Source organism: Thermoactinomyces sp. FSL K6-2592, from assembly GCF_038006465.1.
Lineage (GTDB): Bacteria > Bacillota > Bacilli > Thermoactinomycetales > Thermoactinomycetaceae > Thermoactinomyces > Thermoactinomyces vulgaris.
The window spans coordinates 47,787-65,114 of the sequence record NZ_JBBOVH010000001.1 but is presented as its reverse complement, the minus strand read 5'-3'; the positions used below and the strand labels follow the sequence as shown (position 1 = coordinate 65,114).

At 48.2% G+C, this 17,328-nt stretch carries 19 protein-coding genes and 1 other annotated feature; of the genes, 18 read left to right on the top strand and 1 reads right to left on the bottom strand.

Annotated elements, in window-relative coordinates; translation table 11 throughout:
- Nucleotides 1-4: 4 nt before the first annotated feature.
- The 4 genes from NYE37_RS00420 (at nt 5) to pssA (ending at nt 5,920) form a co-directional block, all read left to right on the top strand.
- Nucleotides 5-2,452: an ATP-dependent Clp protease ATP-binding subunit gene (locus NYE37_RS00420; RefSeq protein WP_049720819.1), complete on the top strand. Its 2,448-nt coding sequence runs from the start codon at nt 5-7 to the stop codon at nt 2,450-2,452.
- Between the two features lie 207 nt (nt 2,453-2,659).
- A complete protein-coding gene (radA, locus tag NYE37_RS00415) occupies nt 2,660-4,033 on the top strand; it encodes a DNA repair protein RadA (RefSeq protein ID WP_037996979.1) in 1,374 nt (457 codons plus the stop codon).
- Nucleotides 4,034-4,078: 45 nt separating this feature from the next.
- A complete protein-coding gene (gene disA / locus NYE37_RS00410) occupies nt 4,079-5,107 on the top strand; it encodes a DNA integrity scanning diadenylate cyclase DisA (protein WP_049720835.1) in 1,029 nt (342 codons plus the stop codon).
- Nucleotides 5,108-5,209: 102 nt separating this feature from the next.
- Complete coding sequence (gene pssA, locus NYE37_RS00405) at nt 5,210-5,920, top strand: CDP-diacylglycerol--serine O-phosphatidyltransferase (protein ID WP_037996982.1); 711 nt, start codon at nt 5,210-5,212, stop codon at nt 5,918-5,920.
- 47 nt (nt 5,921-5,967) lie between these two features.
- On the opposite strand, the gene NYE37_RS00400 is transcribed toward pssA, so the two are convergent.
- Nucleotides 5,968-6,363 carry a hypothetical protein gene (locus tag NYE37_RS00400; protein ID WP_037996988.1) on the bottom strand — a complete coding sequence of 132 codons (396 nt, stop codon included), beginning with the start codon at nt 6,361-6,363 and terminating at the stop codon, nt 5,968-5,970.
- Nucleotides 6,364-6,635: 272 nt separating this feature from the next.
- Here NYE37_RS00400 and NYE37_RS00395 point away from each other — a divergent pair, with 272 nt between their 5' ends.
- The 14 genes from NYE37_RS00395 to nusG all read left to right on the top strand — a co-directional run bounded on the left by NYE37_RS00395 (nt 6,636) and on the right by nusG (nt 17,305).
- The gene (locus tag NYE37_RS00395) at nt 6,636-7,133 is read left to right on the top strand and encodes a CarD family transcriptional regulator (RefSeq protein ID WP_231564634.1); all 498 of its coding nucleotides are present in this window, start codon (nt 6,636-6,638) and stop codon (nt 7,131-7,133) included.
- 122 nt (nt 7,134-7,255) lie between these two features.
- The gene (locus tag NYE37_RS00390; RefSeq protein WP_037996994.1) at nt 7,256-8,350 is read left to right on the top strand and encodes a PIN/TRAM domain-containing protein; all 1,095 of its coding nucleotides are present in this window, start codon (nt 7,256-7,258) and stop codon (nt 8,348-8,350) included.
- A gap of 115 nt (nt 8,351-8,465) precedes the next feature.
- Nucleotides 8,466-9,155: a 2-C-methyl-D-erythritol 4-phosphate cytidylyltransferase gene (gene ispD, locus NYE37_RS00385; RefSeq protein ID WP_037996996.1), complete on the top strand. Its 690-nt coding sequence runs from the start codon at nt 8,466-8,468 to the stop codon at nt 9,153-9,155.
- Complete coding sequence (gene ispF / locus NYE37_RS00380; protein ID WP_037996998.1) at nt 9,152-9,631, top strand: 2-C-methyl-D-erythritol 2,4-cyclodiphosphate synthase; 480 nt, start codon at nt 9,152-9,154, stop codon at nt 9,629-9,631. The genes ispD and ispF overlap by 4 nt, the downstream gene beginning before the upstream one ends.
- A 35-nt stretch (nt 9,632-9,666) precedes the next feature.
- Entirely contained in the window at nt 9,667-11,130 is a 1,464-nt protein-coding gene (gene gltX / locus NYE37_RS00375) for a glutamate--tRNA ligase (RefSeq protein ID WP_037997000.1), read from the top strand.
- Nucleotides 11,131-11,161: 31 nt separating this feature from the next.
- Nucleotides 11,162-11,379: a binding site (T-box leader), on the top strand.
- A 65-nt stretch (nt 11,380-11,444) separates the two neighbouring features.
- The gene (gene cysE, locus NYE37_RS00370) at nt 11,445-12,212 is read left to right on the top strand and encodes a serine O-acetyltransferase (RefSeq protein WP_206760047.1); all 768 of its coding nucleotides are present in this window, start codon (nt 11,445-11,447) and stop codon (nt 12,210-12,212) included.
- Complete coding sequence (gene cysS, locus NYE37_RS00365) at nt 12,151-13,548, top strand: cysteine--tRNA ligase (RefSeq protein ID WP_037997003.1); 1,398 nt, start codon at nt 12,151-12,153, stop codon at nt 13,546-13,548. The genes cysE and cysS overlap by 62 nt, the downstream gene beginning before the upstream one ends.
- Nucleotides 13,545-13,979, top strand: coding sequence for a Mini-ribonuclease 3 (locus NYE37_RS00360; protein WP_231564633.1), 435 nt, complete (start codon nt 13,545-13,547; stop codon nt 13,977-13,979). The genes cysS and NYE37_RS00360 overlap by 4 nt, the downstream gene beginning before the upstream one ends.
- Nucleotides 13,972-14,712, top strand: a complete 741-nt coding sequence (rlmB, locus tag NYE37_RS00355) for a 23S rRNA (guanosine(2251)-2'-O)-methyltransferase RlmB (RefSeq protein WP_037997004.1) — start codon at nt 13,972-13,974, stop codon at nt 14,710-14,712. Before NYE37_RS00360 ends, rlmB begins: the two co-directional genes overlap by 8 nt.
- Complete coding sequence (locus NYE37_RS00350) at nt 14,705-15,226, top strand: NYN domain-containing protein (RefSeq protein WP_037997007.1); 522 nt, start codon at nt 14,705-14,707, stop codon at nt 15,224-15,226. The genes rlmB and NYE37_RS00350 overlap by 8 nt, the downstream gene beginning before the upstream one ends.
- 95 nt (nt 15,227-15,321) lie before the next feature.
- Nucleotides 15,322-15,987 (top strand): RNA polymerase sporulation sigma factor SigH, encoded by a 666-nt coding sequence (gene sigH, locus NYE37_RS00345; RefSeq protein ID WP_037997009.1) that lies wholly within the window; start codon nt 15,322-15,324, stop codon nt 15,985-15,987.
- Nucleotides 15,988-16,312: 325 nt separating this feature from the next.
- Nucleotides 16,313-16,462, top strand: a complete 150-nt coding sequence (gene rpmG / locus NYE37_RS00340) for a 50S ribosomal protein L33 (RefSeq protein ID WP_037997011.1) — start codon at nt 16,313-16,315, stop codon at nt 16,460-16,462.
- Between the two features lie 39 nt (nt 16,463-16,501).
- Nucleotides 16,502-16,726 (top strand): preprotein translocase subunit SecE, encoded by a 225-nt coding sequence (gene secE / locus NYE37_RS00335; RefSeq protein WP_037997014.1) that lies wholly within the window; start codon nt 16,502-16,504, stop codon nt 16,724-16,726.
- A 45-nt stretch (nt 16,727-16,771) separates the two neighbouring features.
- Nucleotides 16,772-17,305, top strand: coding sequence for a transcription termination/antitermination protein NusG (nusG, locus tag NYE37_RS00330; protein ID WP_037997016.1), 534 nt, complete (start codon nt 16,772-16,774; stop codon nt 17,303-17,305).
- Nucleotides 17,306-17,328 lie beyond the last annotated feature (23 nt).

Below are 17,328 nucleotides of genomic sequence, written 5' to 3'. Positions count from 1 at the left end.
GATTATGATGTTTGGACGTTTTACAGAACGGGCGCAAAAAGTTCTCGCCCTTGCTCAGGAAGAAGCCGTGCGTCTGGGACATACCAACATCGGAACGGAACATGTTTTGCTTGGATTGGTTCGCGAAGGGGAAGGGATTGCAGCCAAGGCCTTGATCGGTTTGGGCCTGGGATTGGAAAAAATCCAAAAAGAAGTTGAGAATTTGATTGGACGGGGACAGGGGCAACCCGTAAACATTGCTTATACGCCACGGGCGAAAAAAGTGATCGAATTGTCCATGGATGAAGCTCGCAAGTTGGGGCACACCTATGTCGGCACTGAGCACATTCTTCTCGGTTTGATTCGCGAGGGGGAAGGCGTGGCGGCCCGCGTTCTCAACAATTTGGGTGTGAGCTTGAACAAAGCCCGCCAGCAGGTTTTGCAACTCTTGGGAAACAGCGAAACCTTCTCCAACCACTCCAGTACCCATCATCAGGTCAATACACCCACACTGGACGGCTTGGCCCGCGACTTGACGGCCGCTGCGCATGACGGAAACCTGGATCCGGTGATCGGCCGCAGTAAAGAGATTGAGCGGGTGATTCAAGTCTTGTCCCGCCGGACCAAAAACAATCCGGTTTTGATCGGTGAACCGGGAGTCGGAAAAACGGCGGTTGCCGAAGGTTTGGCCCAGCGCATTGTTGACGGGGAAATCCCGGAAACCTTGCGCAACAAGCGGGTTATGACCCTGGATATGGGAACGGTGGTGGCCGGAACGAAATATCGCGGTGAGTTCGAAGACCGGTTGAAAAAAATCATGGATGAAATCCGCCAAGCCGGAAACATCATCTTGTTCATTGATGAGTTGCACACGTTGATCGGGGCGGGAGGTGCCGAAGGAGCGATTGACGCATCCAATATCCTGAAACCGGCGCTTGCCCGTGGGGAATTGCAATGTATCGGTGCGACAACCCTGGATGAATACCGGAAATACATCGAGAAAGATGCCGCTTTGGAGCGCCGTTTCCAACCGATTTTGGTGGAAGAGCCGAGCACTGAGGAAGCGGTGTTGATCCTGAAAGGTTTGAGGGATCGTTACGAAGCCCATCACCGGGTGAAAATCACCGATGAAGCGATTGAACAAGCGGTGAGATTATCCGACCGCTATATTACGGACCGGTATTTGCCGGATAAAGCGATTGACCTGATCGATGAAGCGGCATCCAAAGTGCGGTTGAAATCTTACATGATGCCGCCGGAACTGAAAAAACTGGAACAAAAGCTGGAAGAAGTGAAAAAAGAAAAAGACGCGGCCGTGCAAAGCCAGGAATTTGAAAAAGCGGCTTCTTTGAGGGATACCGAGCAAAAATTGCGTGAGGAAATCGAGACCAACCGGAATTCCTGGAAACAACACCAAGGAAAAACCGATTCCGAAGTCACCGCGGAAGATATTGCCGATGTCGTTTCAAGCTGGACGGGAATTCCTGTGAAGAAGTTGGCGGAAGAAGAATCGGAACGCTTGTTGAATATGGAGTCCATCCTGCATAACCGCGTCATCGGACAAGAGGAAGCGGTCCGTTCCGTTTCCCGTGCCATCCGCCGGGCCCGTGCAGGATTGAAAGATCCGAAGCGGCCGATCGGTTCCTTCATCTTCCTGGGACCGACCGGAGTCGGAAAAACCGAATTGGCCCGTGCTTTGGCGGAAGCCATGTTTGGTGACGAAGATGCGATGACCCGGATTGACATGTCTGAGTATATGGAAAAACATGCGACGAGCCGTCTTGTCGGTTCGCCTCCGGGATACGTGGGATATGAAGAAGGAGGACAATTGACGGAAAAAGTCCGCCGGAAACCCTATTCGGTCGTCCTGTTTGACGAAATCGAAAAAGCTCACCCGGAAGTTTTCAACATCTTGTTGCAAGTGCTGGAAGACGGCCGGTTGACGGACGGAAAAGGCAGGGTGGTGGATTTTCGTAACACCATCATCATCATGACTTCCAACGTGGGGGCATCCACCATCAAGAAAACGTCACGCCTCGGATTTAACGTTGGCGGCAATCAAGCGGAAGATGACTATGAACACATGAAGCAAAATGTCATGGAAGAGCTGAAGAAAACTTTCCGTCCCGAGTTTTTGAACCGGATCGACGATGTGATTGTTTTCCATCCTTTGAAAGAAGAGCATCTGGAAGAGATCGTGTCCCTGATGGTGAACCAATTGCGCAAACGCCTGGTTGAACAGGGAATCGAATTCCGGTTGACGGATGAAGCCAAACGTTACTTGGCGAAAGAAGGATTTGACCCGAGCTACGGTGCCCGCCCGTTGCGCCGGGCCATCCAGAAAAACATCGAAGACCGTTTGTCCGAAGAGTTGTTGCGCGGCAATGTCGCACGCGGGAACTCGGTGGTCATCGATGTGAAAGACGGAAAATTGGTTGTCGAAAAAGAAGAGTCCCGGTCTGCAACCCAATGATCGAGAAACAGGCACCCGGCTGTATCAGCGGCCGGGTGCTTTTGTTTATCACTATTTTTTAAAAAAGAGGTTGAAATTTGCCCGTATAGGGAAAAAATTCCTTAATAGGAAGAGATTTTGCCGGTGAAAAAGTCTCCATAAATTTTTAAAGAGTGATTTGTTATAATGTTTGAAGATCATGATTCATTGTAAGTGGGAGAAAAAGCCATGGCGAAGAAAAAAACAAAGTTTGTTTGTCAGGAATGCGGCTATGAAACGCCGAAATGGATGGGCCGGTGCCCCGGCTGTCATGAATGGAACACTATGGTGGAAGAGCTCAACAGCGAAAGTTCAACCGTTCCCGGTACCGGAATGCACAGAAAGAGCAAACGGGAAAAAGCCATTCCGATTACGCAAGTGGAGAAGCTGGATCAGCCTCGTTCTGACACCGGGATCAGAGAGTTGAACCGGGTATTGGGCGGAGGATTGGTGCCGGGTTCTTTTGTTTTGGTGGGTGGAGATCCGGGAATCGGAAAGTCGACTCTGCTTTTGCAGGCGACGCATGAACTGGCAAGGCGGGGATTGTCCGTTTTATACGTGTCAGGAGAAGAGTCCGCGGAACAGATCCGGTTGCGTGCTGACCGGCTGGATGCTTTGAGCGACCGTTTGTTGGTGGTATCCGAAACGGATTTGACGGCCGTTGAATTGTTGATGGACGAAGTGCGGCCGAAATTGATGGTGATCGACTCAATTCAAACCATGTTTCATCCGGATATTGCTTCAGCGCCGGGAAGTGTCGCTCAGGTTCGCGAATGCACCGGACAATTGATGCGGTGGGCCAAGGAACAAAACATTGCGATCATCATCGTGGGGCATGTGACCAAGTCGGGGTCGCTGGCCGGACCGAGGATGCTTGAACACATGGTTGACTGCGTTTTATATTTTGAGGGGGAACGCCATCACACATACCGCGTTTTGCGTGCGGTCAAAAACCGCTTTGGTTCCACGAATGAAATAGGTGTTTTTGAAATGAAGGAAGAAGGATTGGCGGAAGTCGAAAATCCTTCGGAGTTGTTTTTGTCGGGTCGTCCGGTGGGAGCGCCGGGGACGGCTGTGACGGCAAGTATGGAAGGAACCCGCCCGGTTTTGGTCGAATTGCAGGCATTGGTGGCTCCGACGAGTTTTGCCACCCCCAAACGGATGGCAGCCGGCATCGATTATAACCGGGTTACGATGATCATGGCGGTTTTGGAAAAGAGATTGGGGCTTTTCTTGCAAAACTATGATGCTTATATCAACGTTGTAGGAGGCGTACGCATTGACGAACCGGCCGTTGATCTCAGTGTGGCCGTCAGTCTGGCATCCAGTTTTCGGGACGTGGCCGTATCGCCGTTTGATTTGTTTATCGGTGAAGTGGGACTGACCGGGGAAGTGAGAGGGGTCTCACGGATTGAACAACGCGTGGCCGAAGCGCATAACATGGGTTTTAAAAGAGTCATTCTCCCCGAGAAAAATTGTCAGGGATGGACGCCTCCGAACGGGATCGGACTAATCGGGGTCAAAACGTTGGAAGAAGCATTAGAAGTGGCGTTGGGAGGGTAGGGTGTGAAAAACGACAGACATCAAGGAAGCAGTAGTATTTTACAAATGATCGCTCCGGGAACTCCCTTGAGAGAAGGATTGGACAACGTCCTGGGGGCTAAAACAGGGGCTCTGATCGTGATCGGCTATGACGAGGGAGTTCGCGAAATTGTGGATGGGGGTTTTCATATCGATTGTCCGTTTACGCCCGCTTATCTTTATGAATTGGCCAAGATGGACGGAGCGATTATTCTGAGTAACGACGGGAAAAGGATATTGTATGCAAACGCACAATTGGTTCCTGATTCCGCAATCCCTTCCACGGAAACAGGCATCCGTCACCGCACGGCGCAGCGAACGGCTAGGCAGACCGGGAAATTGGTGGTCTCAATATCCCAGCGCAGAAATATTATCACTTTGTATAAAGGTAACTTTCGTTACGCCCTGAAAGATATGGGAGTGATTTTGACCAAGGCCAACCAAGCCATCCAAACCTTGGAGAAATACAAATCCGTTTTGGATCAAACCACCACGAACCTGACGGCGCTGGAGTTTGAAGAGTTGGTCACCTTGAGCGAAGTGGCACTGGTTTTGCAACGGGTAGAAATGGTGCTCAGAATCAAACGCGAGATCGAAACATATATTCATGAATTGGGAACGGAAGGCCGACTGGTCAGTATGCAATTGGAGGAACTGGTGGCTGACACGGAAGATGAAGCGAAGTTGTTGATTGAGGACTATTGCATTGATCCGTGTGTTTCTCCAGAAGTGGTTTTCCAAGAGTTGCAGAAGTTGTCGTCGGATGATTTGCTGGAACACGCCAACCTGGTGCGGATTTTGGGATATCCATCGTCCGTCAACATTGAAGAGGAAGCCGTTTTGCCGCGCGGATACCGGATTCTTCATAAAATCCCGCGCCTGCCAAGCCATGTGATTTATAAATTAGTTGAGCGCTTTGAAAATTTATCGAGAATCATGGTGGCAACCATCGATGAACTGGATGAGGTCGAAGGAATCGGAAGTGTGCGCGCAAAGATGATCAAAGAAGGATTGAAGCGAATTCAGGAACAAGTATTTATTGACAGACATATATAAATAACCTAGACTATAATGAAACCACTTTAAAAAATTACAAAGAACATCAAATTAGAAAACTTTGAAAGATGTTTTGGTATTTCTGATTAGGAGGTTCCCTTTATGATTGCCAGAGCATTACCTAGTTGTTTAACGGTTGGGAACTTATTACTCGGGATTGTGTCAATTCTTTTGGCATTTCAAGATTCGTGGGAATATGCGGCGATCATGGTGATTTTCGGAATGATTCTGGATGGCTTGGACGGGCGGGTGGCCCGTATGCTGAATACGCAAAGCGAATTTGGAAAAGAGTTGGACTCATTATCGGATGTTATTTCATTTGGCGTGGCTCCTGCAGTCATCATGTATGTATCTTCATTTCAACATATGGGGATGGAAGGTTGGTTGGTGACAGCCATATTCCCCATTTGCGGAGCTTTGAGGTTGGCACGCTTTAACGTACATCCTGGTGAACCGGGCTACTTCATCGGATTGCCGATCACGGCCGCAGGCGGGATTCTTGCGACCATGGCTTTGTATCATAATCATGTGCCCAATGCGTATTTCCTCATGGTGGCCATGCTTTTCTTATCCTTCCTGATGGTCAGTCAAATCAAATATCCGACGTTTAAAAAGGTGGGCATTCCGAAATCTGCCGTATGGATGGCCCCGCTTTTTTTGATTGCGATTGCGGCGACAGCCGTGTTATACCCGCGCGAATTGCCAAAAGTCCTGTTTATTCCCTTGTTTTTGTATGCTTTGTATGGTGTGAAAAAAGCCGTGAGTTTAAAACGTGAAGAAGATGGCGAAAAAGCGATTGAAGAGTGGAAATAGGAAAAATAAACAACCCTTTTTTAAAAGGGTTGTTTTCCTTTGAATCATTAACGGAGATTGAATACTCCGAGTGTTGTGAGTTTTTTTGATTCCTTTTCCATCACTTCGGGGAGGGAGATCTCCAACAGATTGCATAAAGCAGTAAGATAAAAGAGGTTTTTTCCGATTTCGGTCTGAACGGTTTCCAGGCATTGGTCACACAACCTGCCGGATAAATGCGTTTTGAAGTGATTTTTCCATTCTTCACGGGGGGCATCGGTGGGGTAAGGTTGTTTCTGTGCATCGATCCGGATGCATCCGCATTCGGTGACGGCTTTGGTGAGAGACCGGTTGATCCGGGTGCCGGATTCTTGAAATTTTGATGTCACATCTAAAAAACTGCGATGCCGGATGAGTAATTCATCGACTTGTTCCTGAAAGGAAGAAAAAGGGTTTTCGCTCATGCCTTTCACCTCTTTTTTTCGTATAGAGACGGCAGATTTATAGAAAGACTTCGGGGGATGACCTGTGTCATCAGCCTTGTGGTCGCAATGGAAGTCAGTTTTATTATATAGGGAGCGGAATTATAGTGTCAATTTTTTGACAAGACGGAACAGCAGGACAAATGGAAAAAGGGATTGACGATAATCAGTTTTGTATGCTAAGATAATGATTTTTATTTTATTGACTGTGCTGAAGTTTTGTGATATCTTGGAAACAGATATTGCCTCTGGAGGTGGATCTTTTGTTCAATGTTGGCGATAAAGTGGTATACCCCATGCATGGTGCAGGTGTCATAGAATCGATTGAAGAGAAGGAGATCTTGGGTGAGCGGAAGAAGTACTATGTCATGAGGATGCCCATTGGAGATATGAAGGTCATGGTTCCCATGAGCAATGTGGAGAAAATCGGTTTGCGCGAAGTGGTCGATGAGTCGACCGTTGACAAAGTGCTGAAACAAATGAGGCAAAGGGACAACCATGATACACTCAATTGGAACCGACGTTATCGTGCCAATATGGACAAAATCAAAAGCGGAGACATTTATGAAGTGGCAGAAGTGGTCTGTTCGCTGATGCTCCGCGATGAAGAAAAAGGATTATCCACCGGAGAGAGGAAAATGTTGGACAATGCCAGGCAGATTTTGATCAGTGAACTGGTGCTGGCAAGAGACATGAATGAGGAAAAGGCGATGGAGTTGATTGACGGCATCTTTTCCGATAAGGACTCATAATCGTTTCTATTTTCTGTTGTAACAAAAAGGTCATAAGAAAAATTTTTGATATCAGGTTTTCATTTTTGCAGAATGTCTATAATGATTATTACGAGCATCGTTTTGGGAGGAGGTGAAGCCCCGTGTTAAAACGTTTTGTCGAACTTGCTTTCACCTTGGTCGGAGCATCCGCTGGCTATTATTTAGGTCCTGAGTTTTTCGGGTTGCTTCAAGAGTCTCCTCTGAATTTTGGCGAAGTGCCGGGACCGCATTATATTGGCGCGGTTCTTGGAGCGATCATCATGTTTGTCGCAACATTTTGGTTGTCGAATAATGTGGTGAAGTGGATTCGCTGGAGCGAAGAACGTTTGGTTAAAATACCGGCTGCGGATGGACTTTTCGGGGCTCTTGGTTTAATTTTCGGATTGATTGTTGCATTTTTAATTCAACAACCGTTGGCACAGCTGCCGATACCGGGCGTAAACCGTGTGTTGCCTTTTATCTTTTCCGGTTTGTTCGGTTATCTTGGATTCAGGGTGGGATACAAAAAGCGGGATGAACTGATCTCGGTTTTTACGCTTGGGCGTCAAAATAAAGAAGGAAAACAGAAAAACGAAGAAAAGCCTTATGTTGAGCATAAAATTTTGGACACCAGCGTGATTATTGACGGACGCATTGCCGATATTTGCCGTACGGGCTTTTTGGAGGGGACGTTGGTGATTCCGAGCTTTGTGCTCGAAGAACTGCAACATATCGCCGACTCATCCGATGTGCTGAAACGGAACCGGGGACGTCGCGGATTGGATATCCTGAACAAGATCCAAAAAGAGCTGGATGTTGATGTCCTGATTTATGAAGGCGACTTTGAAGAAATTCAGGAAGTGGACAGCAAGCTGGTCAAATTGGCCAAAGTTTTGTCGGGGAAAGTGGTCACCAATGATTTCAACTTGAACAAAGTTTGTGAGTTGCAAGGAGTCAGCGTGCTCAACATCAATGACTTGGCCAATGCCGTGAAACCCGTTGTGTTGCCCGGGGAAGAAATCAATGTTCAAGTGATTAAAGACGGGAAAGAACATGGTCAAGGCGTGGCATACTTGGATGACGGAACCATGATCGTGATTGAAGGCGGGCGTGAATACATCGGGGAACGGATTGATGTTTTGGTCACCAGTGTGTTGCAAACATCTGCGGGTCGGATGATTTTTGCCAAACCGAAACTTTTGGAAAAGGCGTTGTAGGCTTTTTAAATCTTTAAGGAAAAAATGAAATTGCCGTTGCTTGAGGCCCGTGATTGGTTTATATTCTAAACCAAGGACGGGCATATTTTGTTGCAAAGCGAAAGGAGACAGGTGCTTGAGTGTCGGAGTTGTGGTTCCTGCCGCAGGACTGGGAAAAAGAATGGGGGCCCGTGAACCGAAGCAGTTTTTAACCTTTCACGGTCAACCCATCTTGATACATACTTTGGCCTTGTTTGAATCTTTTCCCGAAATTGATGAGATGGTGGTTGTCGCTGATCAAAAGGAGATCGGGCGGACGCAAAAGATGATCAGGGGAGCGGGGCTTCAAAAAGTGACGCATGTCGTTCCCGGAGGAAAAGAACGGCAAGAAAGTGTTTATCTGGGATTGAAGAAGATTTCGACGGACTGGGTCATGGTGCATGATGCGGTCCGTCCTTTTGTCAGTCATGAAGCGATTTCCCGTTTGTTGGAGGAAGCCCGCATGCACGGAGCCGCCATATTGGCTGTGCCGGTGAAGGATACGGTCAAAGTGGTCGATGATGCGGGAATTGTTGAAAACACCCCGGACCGGAAGCGCCTGTGGGCAGTCCAAACGCCTCAGGCTTTTCGGCGCGAGGTCCTGTTGTCGGCGCATGAGCATTTTGCCGGACGGGAAACGGTGGCGACGGATGATTCCATGCTGGTGGAAGAAATGGGCGTGGATGTGCGTGTGGTTCAAGGGGAATATACAAATATCAAGCTGACCACACCTGATGATTTATATTTGGCAGAAGCGATTTATCAGATGAGGGGAAAGAAGAAATGATTCGCATTGGACAAGGATTTGACGTTCACCAGTTTGCTGTTGGAAGACCGCTGATTGTCGGCGGCATCACCATTCCATACGAAAAAGGGTTGATGGGCCATTCGGATGCGGATGTTTTATTGCATGCCATTACGGATGCGATTTTGGGTGCCGCAGGGATGGGGGATATCGGAAAAATCTTTCCGGATACGGATGATGCTTACAAAGACGCCGACAGTGCGGTGTTGTTAAAAGAGGTCTGGAAGCAAGTGAAAGAAAAGGGGTACGCATTGGGGAATCTTGATTCCGTGATCATTGCCCAGAAACCGAAGATGGCTCCGTACATTCCTCAAATGACGCAAAGAATTGCGGAGATTTTGGAAGCGGAAACCTCTCAGGTGAATGTGAAAGCCACCACCACGGAGCAGCTGGGTTTCACCGGACGCGAAGAAGGAATGGCATCCATGGCGGTGGTTTGTCTCGTGCAAAATCGATAAAGAATGGAATCTGGCATAAAAGGAGAGAGTAAAACATGGACAGGGTTCGCACACGTTATGCACCCAGCCCCACGGGGCATCTGCATATCGGCGGTGCAAGAACGGCATTATTCAGTTATTTGCACGCCAAACGCAATGGTGGCGATTTTATCGTCCGGATCGAAGATACTGACACGGAAAGGAACGTGGAGGGCGCCGATGAAAAACAGATGGCCATGTTGAAATGGCTGGGCATCGAATGGGACGAAGGCGTGGATGTCGGCGGTCCTTACGGGCCTTATCGTTGCATGGAGAGAACGGAAATTTACAATCGGTACATTGATCAGCTTCTCAAAGAAGGGAAAGCTTATTTGAGCTATACCACCAAAGAAGAGCTGGAAAAAGAGCGCGAGGAGCAGATTGCCCGGGGAGAAGTTCCCAAATACAGCGGATGGGACCGGGATTTGACTCCGGAACAGCGGGCGAAGTTTGAAGCGGAGGGACGGGTTCCCAGTGTCCGCTTTCGTGTGCCGGAGGGAAAAACCATTGTCATCGAGGATGAAATTCGCGGAACGGTGAAATTCGAATCCGACGGCATCGGGGATTTTGTCATTCGCCGGCCGGACGGACGCCCCACTTACAATTTTGCCGTGGTTGTCGATGATGCCTTGATGAAAATCAGCCATGTGATCCGCGGGGAAGAGCATTTATCCAACACCCCGAAACAAATCATGATTTACGAAGCCCTTGGTTTCAAGCCGCCGGTCTTTGCCCATATTCCGCTCATTTTAAACGGCGAAGGCAAGAAAATGAGCAAACGGGATGAAAGCATCATCCAATTCATTGATCAGTATAAGGAATTGGGTTATTTACCCGAGGCGATCGTCAACTTCATTTCGCTTTTGGGTTGGTCGCCGGAAGGGGAAGAAGAGATGTTTACACCGCAAGAGCTGGTAGAAGTGTTCTCGCTTGAGCGGGTGTCCAAAGCGCCGGCGATTTTTGACACCGGAAAATTAAAATGGATGAACGGGCAATATATCAAAAAAGCATCCTTGGAACGGGTCGTTGAGCTGGCCATTCCCCACTTGGAAAAAGCTGGCCGCATCCGGACACCGCTCGATGAGGAACAGAAAGCCTGGGTGACCCGCCTGGTCGCTTTGTATCAGGAGCAAATGGAGTATGCGGCGGAAATTGTTGAGTTGTCGGATTTGTTCTTCCAAGATGAAATCAATTACTCTGAACAAGCCCGGCAAGTGCTTGCGGAAGAGCAAGTTCCCGCTGTCTTGAAGGCCTTTTTGGAACAAGTTCAACAAAGCGGGTCCTTTGAACCGGATGATATCAAGAAAATGTTTAAACAGGTGCAAAAAGAAACCGGTTATAAAGGGAAAAAATTGTTCATGCCGGTCCGGGTGGCCGTCACCGGTTTGGAACACGGCCCCGATCTGCGCGGAAGCCTTTCTTTGATTGGCCGGGACCGGGTGATAAAACGTTTGCATCAAGTCATTGACAATGTTTTGTGAAGCCGCCAAAATAATATAGATAGAAACGAGTAACAAGGCTGTGATCGGGAGAGTCAGATGTTAAAGGGATTCCAGAGAGGAGCTGGCCGGTGCGAAGCTCCATTCCTGAACATCTGATATGCACCCGGGAGCTGACCTCTGAAACGGATGCGGTCCGGAGTAGGAGGATCCGGCCACCCGCCGTTATCGGGAAAAAGAGGGGCCTGGTTGGCCCAAACAGAGTGGAACCGCGGATATACCGTCTCTGTAGCTTGCGTGCTGCAGAGATTTTTTATTTCCTATTTCAAATCGGCGATAAGAGGGGGAAACCTGACATGCTGTGGAGTAAGAAAAATGGAATTCGCCAAACTCTGCAGGCAGATATTCAAGCGGTGTTTGACCGGGATCCGGCGGCTCGGAGCACTTTGGAAGTGGTGTTGACTTATTCCGGATTGCATGCATTATGGGCTCACCGGTTGGCGCATTGGTTCTACAAAAAACGTTTGTTGCTCATTGCGCGTATAATATCTCAGTTAAACCGCTTTTTTACCGGGATTGAGATTCATCCCGGTGCCAAAATCGGCCGGGGGGTCTTCATTGATCACGGAATGGGTGTGGTCATCGGAGAGACATGTGAAATTGGCGACTATGTGACGATTTATCAGGGCGTCACATTGGGAGGAACAGGCAAAGAAAAAGGAAAACGGCATCCGACGATCGAGGATCATGTGATGATTGCGTCAGGGGCGAAAGTTTTGGGCTCCATTCGTGTCGGACGTTTTGCCAAAGTCGGAGCCGGCTCGGTGGTCTTGCGGGATGTGCCGCCCAATTCCACCGTTGTCGGAGTGCCGGGACGGGTAGTGATTCAGGACGGCGTGAGGGTGAAAGATGATTTGGATCAAGTGAACCTGCCCGACCCGGTTGCGGAAACATTGCGATCCATGCATGTTGAAATGGATGCGTTAAAAGCCCGGTTGAGTGAGTTGGAAGCGAAGTTAAACTGCAGGGAAAATCCAGTGGATCAGGGAGGAACAACCGACGATGACAATACAGCTTTACAACACGCTGACCAGAAAGAAAGAAATGCTTCAAGTGCAAAATAATGAGGTTCGCATCTATGTGTGCGGCCCGACGGTATATAACTTTATTCATATCGGGAACGCCCGTGTCTTTGTCTTTTTTGACGTGGTGCGGCGGTATTTGCGCTCCCGGGGTTATCGTGTGACTTATGTGCAGAATTTCACCGATGTCGACGACAAGTTGATCCGGGCCTCCCAAGAAACGGGAAAACCGGTCCCGGAAATTGCCGAACAATACATCCAAGCTTATTTTGAGGACATGGATACATTGGGGGTGCAACGGGCGGATGTGCATCCGCGGGCAACCGAGCATATTCCGGAGATGATTGAAGCGATTCGGGATCTGATTGACAAAGGATATGCTTATGAAAAGAACGGGGATGTTTACTTCCGCTCCTTGCGCAAAAAAGATTATGGAAAACTGTCCCATCAATCGTTGGAAGAATTGAAGGCGGGGGCCAGGATTGAAATCAATGAACAAAAGGAACATCCGTTGGATTTTGCATTGTGGAAAGCCGCCAAGCCCGGGGAAATCAGCTGGGAAACGCCTTGGGGACGCGGGCGGCCCGGCTGGCACATCGAATGTTCCGTAATGGCACGCAAATACCTGGGGGACACGTTGGACATCCATGCAGGCGGAGCGGATCTCTGCTTCCCCCACCACGAAAACGAGATCGCACAAAGCGAGGCATGGACGGGCAAAACATTTGTGCGTTATTGGCTGCATAACGGGTATATTAATATGGGAAATGAAAAGATGTCGAAATCGCTCGGGAATGTCAAACGCGTGGTTGAATTGCGTAAGACCTATTCCCCGGAGGCGATCCGGTATTTCCTTTTATCTGCCCATTACCGGCATCCGATTTCCTTCAGCGATGAAGTGATGAGACAGGCGGAAGGAAGCATTGAACGGATCCAAACCGCGGTGGAAAATTTAAAACACCGGTTGGATTCGGCGATGCCCGGCGGGGAAGATCCGGAAACGGCCGCGAAGCTGTCACGGTACAAAGAGCAGTTTGAAGCCGAGATGAACGATGATTTCAATACAGCCAATGCCATCAGTGTGCTGTTTGAAGTGGTCAAACTGGCGAATGAAACGGTGGCGAAACCGGTCGTGTCCAAGGAAACGGTTCAAGGAATCTTGGATTGGCTGAAAACGCATGGGGAAGAAATTCTGGGCCTGGTCACAACCGAATCGGAAGACCGCCTGGAGCAGGAGCTGGAAGCCTTGATCGAAGAAAGGCAAAAAGCGCGAAAAGCCCGGGATTTTGCAAAAGCTGACGCAATCCGGGACCAGCTTTTGGCCCGCGGGATTGTGCTGGAAGATACACCACAAGGAGTTCGATGGAGAAGAAAATGAGTGAAAATATATTCGGAATGCTTCAACCGCTGACAAAAACACCGCGGGAATATAATCCTTTGTTGCTGGCTTATCTGGGTGATGCCGTGTATGAGATATTTATCCGGCATCACCTGGTGGCCCGCGGCATTGCCCGGCCTCAGGACTTGCAAAAAGAGGCGGCCAAATTTGTGTCTGCTTTGGCCCAAGCCAAAGTGTACAAAGCGATTGAAAACGATCTGACGGAAGAAGAGCGGGACATCTTAAGACGCGGCCGCAATGCCAAGTCAGGAAGTGTCCCCAAAAACGCAAAGGTGACGGATTACAGACAAAGCACCGGATTGGAAGCGTTGATGGGCTACCTGTATTTGAAAAAAGATGAACAACGTTTGCATGAATTGATGAATTCAGCGATAGAGATTGTCGAAAAGGGGTACAAGGAAAATGATTGACTGGATATACGGGAAACACGCGGTTTTGGAAACATTGAAGTCCGGGCGCCCGGTGGAAAAAATTCTTTTGGCAAAAAATATCAACAAATTCAGCGTGAATGAGATCATTGAACACGCCAAAAAACAAAATGTTCCGTACCAATGGGTGCCCCGTTCCCGTTTGGACCAATTGGCGGAAGGGAATAACCATCAAGGAGTCGTTGCCCAAGTCGCTGCCTTTGAGTACGCTTCGCTGGAAGACCTTTTTAAGCGGGCGGAGCAGAAACAGGAGGCACCCTTTTTTTTGCTTTTGGACAGTATTGAAGATCCCCACAACCTCGGATCGATTTTGCGTTCAGCCGATGCTTCGGGGGCGCATGGCGTCATCATTCCGAAGCGGAGGGCGGCAGGGGTGACTTCCGTGGTGGCAAAAACCTCGGCCGGTGCGGTGCAACATGTGCCGGTGGTCCGGGTGACCAATTTGAATCGTGTTGCCGATGAATTGAAAGAACGGGGAGTTTGGCTCGTCGGAAGCGACGGATCGGCCGAACAGGAGTATACCGGGATTGATTACAACATGCCGGTTGCCGTGGTGATCGGGAATGAAGGGCGCGGGATTCACACGTTGTTGAAAAAGAAATGCGATTTTTTGGTGAAGCTCCCGATGAGAGGGAAGGTTTCATCGTTAAATGCATCGGTTGCGGCGGGGATTCTCATGTATGAAGTCATGCGCTGCCGGATGAATGATGGTTAAGCACGAAGAATGGCTGGTGGTGGATGGGTATAACGTGATCGGTGCCAAGTCGGGGGTGCACTGGAATCCGGTTTCGATTGAAGAGGAACGGGTTCAATTGATTCGCGATTTGTCTGAATATCAGGCGATGACCGGCCGGCAGGTCCATCTTGTGTTTGATGCGCATTCCACACCAGGGATTGACGTGAAAACCGACGAGGAGAAAATTCTGGTTTACTATACCCGTCGCGATGAAACCGCGGATGAGTTTATCGAACGCTTTGTCAAGAAGCATAAAAGCCCGCACCGCTCCATTTATGTGGCAACGTCCGATTATCTGGAGCAACGGATGGTTTTCGGACAAGGGGCCTACCGCATCTCTTCCAGGGAGCTGTTGGAGGAGATCCGGATCGCAAAAGAGAAATTAAACAAAAAATTGAAACGGGAGAGGCAACAAAAGCAAAGAAACACCTTGGAAGAAAGAATAAGTATCGATCTCAAACAGATATTTGAAAAATGGAGAAGGAAAAAATAGGTTAAAATTTGACGTTTTTGTTTCACTTCGGATATAATAACATTACTGTGGGTTAATATAAGGGTTTATAGGCTACTTGGTCGGGAGGGAAAGCGGTGAGTGTAAATCTTCAATCCAGTAATTTTGTCACTTACGACAGAAATGCTGATTACAAAAACATGGCCGACGAAGAGCTGGTTTATGGCGTACGCGTGGGAGATCATCAGGCTCTGGAATATTTGATTAATAAGTACAAAAATTTCGTCAGAGCGAAAGCGAGATCCTATTTTCTCATCGGAGCCGATCACGAAGATATCGTGCAGGAGGGGATGATTGGACTATTTAAAGCGATTCGGGACTTTAAGGGGGACAAGCTGGCTTCGTTTAAAGCATTTGCCGAATTATGCATCACGCGCCAGATCATCACAGCGATCAAAACGGCTACCCGACAAAAACACATTCCGCTCAACTCTTATGTTTCATTGGACAAGCCTGCTTACGACGACGATACGGACAGGACGTTGCTGGATAAAATCCCCGGAAGTCTATCAAACCCTGAGGAGATCTACATCAGCCAGGAAGAATATAATGATATTGAAGATAAAATAGCGAAAATTCTTAGTGATTTGGAACGGAAAGTATTGATGTTGTATCTGGACGGACGTTCTTATCAGGAAATCGCGGTCGACTTAAATCGACATGTGAAGTCGATCGACAACGCCTTGCAGAGAGTGAAACGGAAATTAGAGAGATACCTTGAAGTGCGTGAACTTTCTTTATGATTAACAAAAGCACCGGTTCACAAAAGAACAGGTTTCGTACCTGTTCTTTTGTTTGGATTCGACAAAAAACATCATGATTCCTTTTTGTTTTGAAAAAATGTATGGAAAATCATGCGGATTGCTTGCTTTTTAACAAAGTATTCAAAAATTCCCGGCCGGTTTCTTTTTTATAAACTGATTTTTGATGAGCGAAATTTATGTCAATAATGGTTTTACAAACGGCTTTACATTGACAGCAGGGAGCCAGTGTGATAATGTAATTTGGGTATTTTCTATCGTTTCCTTCCGTTTGAACGGCGACTTGATGAAGAGGAGGTGTCGGAAGATGCGGGTGAACATTACACTGGCTTGCACCGTATGTCGTTCACGCAACTATGCATTGACCAAAAACAAAAGCAAACATCCGGATCGCATGGAATTACGCAAATATTGTCCGCGTTGCAATTCGCATCAAATCCATCGTGAAACCAAGTAATAAGGGTTTAGCTGCTTGATAGAAGATGGGGGTGACAATATGGCTGCTTTTCAAGGCCTTAGACGTGGAGTCCGGAAAAGTGTTTCCGGCACAGCCGGCTTTTTCCGGGGAAGCATTCAGGAGCTGAAAAAAGTTCGCTGGCCAAACCGGCAGGAAATGTTCAACTACACCGTTGTGGTTTTGCTGATTGTGATACTCTTGGCTGTCTTTTTCTTTGTCGTGGATGCTGGGATTTATCAGTTGGTGAAACTGATTACTAAATAGCAGTCATTTCTTAAGGGGGGGACAGGGGTCAAACCCTGATGAGCAATGGAGAAAAATTGGTATGTGGTTCACACGTATTCCGGCTACGAGAACAAAGTGAAAACCAACCTGGAAAAGCGTGTCCATTCCATGGACATGCAAGATAAGATCTTCCGCGTTCTTGTACCAATGGAAGAAGGAATCGAGCACAAAGACGGAAAAAAGAAAACGGTAATGCGAAAAGTCTTTCCGGGTTATGTGTTGGTAGAGATGGTTATGACCGACGACTCGTGGTATGTCGTGCGAAACACACCAGGAGTGACAGGATTCGTGGGTTCATCAGGGGCAGGGTCCAAGCCAACTCCCCTTATGCCGGATGAGGTTGATGCCATCCTGCGTCAAATGGGCATGGAAGAGTCTAAGGTGACGGTTGATTTTTCGATTGGCGAAAATGTCAAAGTGAAGGAAGGACCGTTCGCTAATTTTGTCGGAAGAATTGACGAAATTGATGCAAGCCGTTCAAAAATCAAAGTAATGGTCAATATGTTCGGCCGGGAGACGCCGGTTGAACTGGATTTTGACCAGGTGGAAAAAATTTAGCGAACCGAAAACTTTCGTTTCTT

What these genes read in the sequence shown, in the direction of transcription:
- radA (WP_037996979.1), top strand. Translation starts at nt 2,660, where the DNA reads ATGGCGAAGAAAAAAACAAAGTTTGTTTGTCAGGAATGCGGCTATGAA.
- rpmG (WP_037997011.1), top strand. Translation starts at nt 16,313, where the DNA reads ATGCGGGTGAACATTACACTGGCTTGCACCGTATGTCGTTCACGCAAC.
- NYE37_RS00360 (WP_231564633.1), top strand. Translation starts at nt 13,545, where the DNA reads ATGAGTGAAAATATATTCGGAATGCTTCAACCGCTGACAAAAACACCG.
- secE (WP_037997014.1), top strand. Translation starts at nt 16,502, where the DNA reads ATGGCTGCTTTTCAAGGCCTTAGACGTGGAGTCCGGAAAAGTGTTTCC.
- cysS (WP_037997003.1), top strand. Translation starts at nt 12,151, where the DNA reads ATGACAATACAGCTTTACAACACGCTGACCAGAAAGAAAGAAATGCTT.
- ispF (WP_037996998.1), top strand. Translation starts at nt 9,152, where the DNA reads ATGATTCGCATTGGACAAGGATTTGACGTTCACCAGTTTGCTGTTGGA.
- disA (WP_049720835.1), top strand. Translation starts at nt 4,079, where the DNA reads ATGATCGCTCCGGGAACTCCCTTGAGAGAAGGATTGGACAACGTCCTG.
- rlmB (WP_037997004.1), top strand. Translation starts at nt 13,972, where the DNA reads ATGATTGACTGGATATACGGGAAACACGCGGTTTTGGAAACATTGAAG.
- nusG (WP_037997016.1), top strand. Translation starts at nt 16,772, where the DNA reads ATGGAGAAAAATTGGTATGTGGTTCACACGTATTCCGGCTACGAGAAC.
- gltX (WP_037997000.1), top strand. Translation starts at nt 9,667, where the DNA reads ATGGACAGGGTTCGCACACGTTATGCACCCAGCCCCACGGGGCATCTG.
- cysE (WP_206760047.1), top strand. Translation starts at nt 11,445, where the DNA reads ATGCTGTGGAGTAAGAAAAATGGAATTCGCCAAACTCTGCAGGCAGAT.
- NYE37_RS00420 (WP_049720819.1), top strand. Translation starts at nt 5, where the DNA reads ATGATGTTTGGACGTTTTACAGAACGGGCGCAAAAAGTTCTCGCCCTT.
- pssA (WP_037996982.1), top strand. Translation starts at nt 5,210, where the DNA reads ATGATTGCCAGAGCATTACCTAGTTGTTTAACGGTTGGGAACTTATTA.
- NYE37_RS00350 (WP_037997007.1), top strand. Translation starts at nt 14,705, where the DNA reads ATGGTTAAGCACGAAGAATGGCTGGTGGTGGATGGGTATAACGTGATC.
- NYE37_RS00400 (WP_037996988.1), bottom strand. Translation starts at nt 6,363, where the DNA reads ATGAGCGAAAACCCTTTTTCTTCCTTTCAGGAACAAGTCGATGAATTA.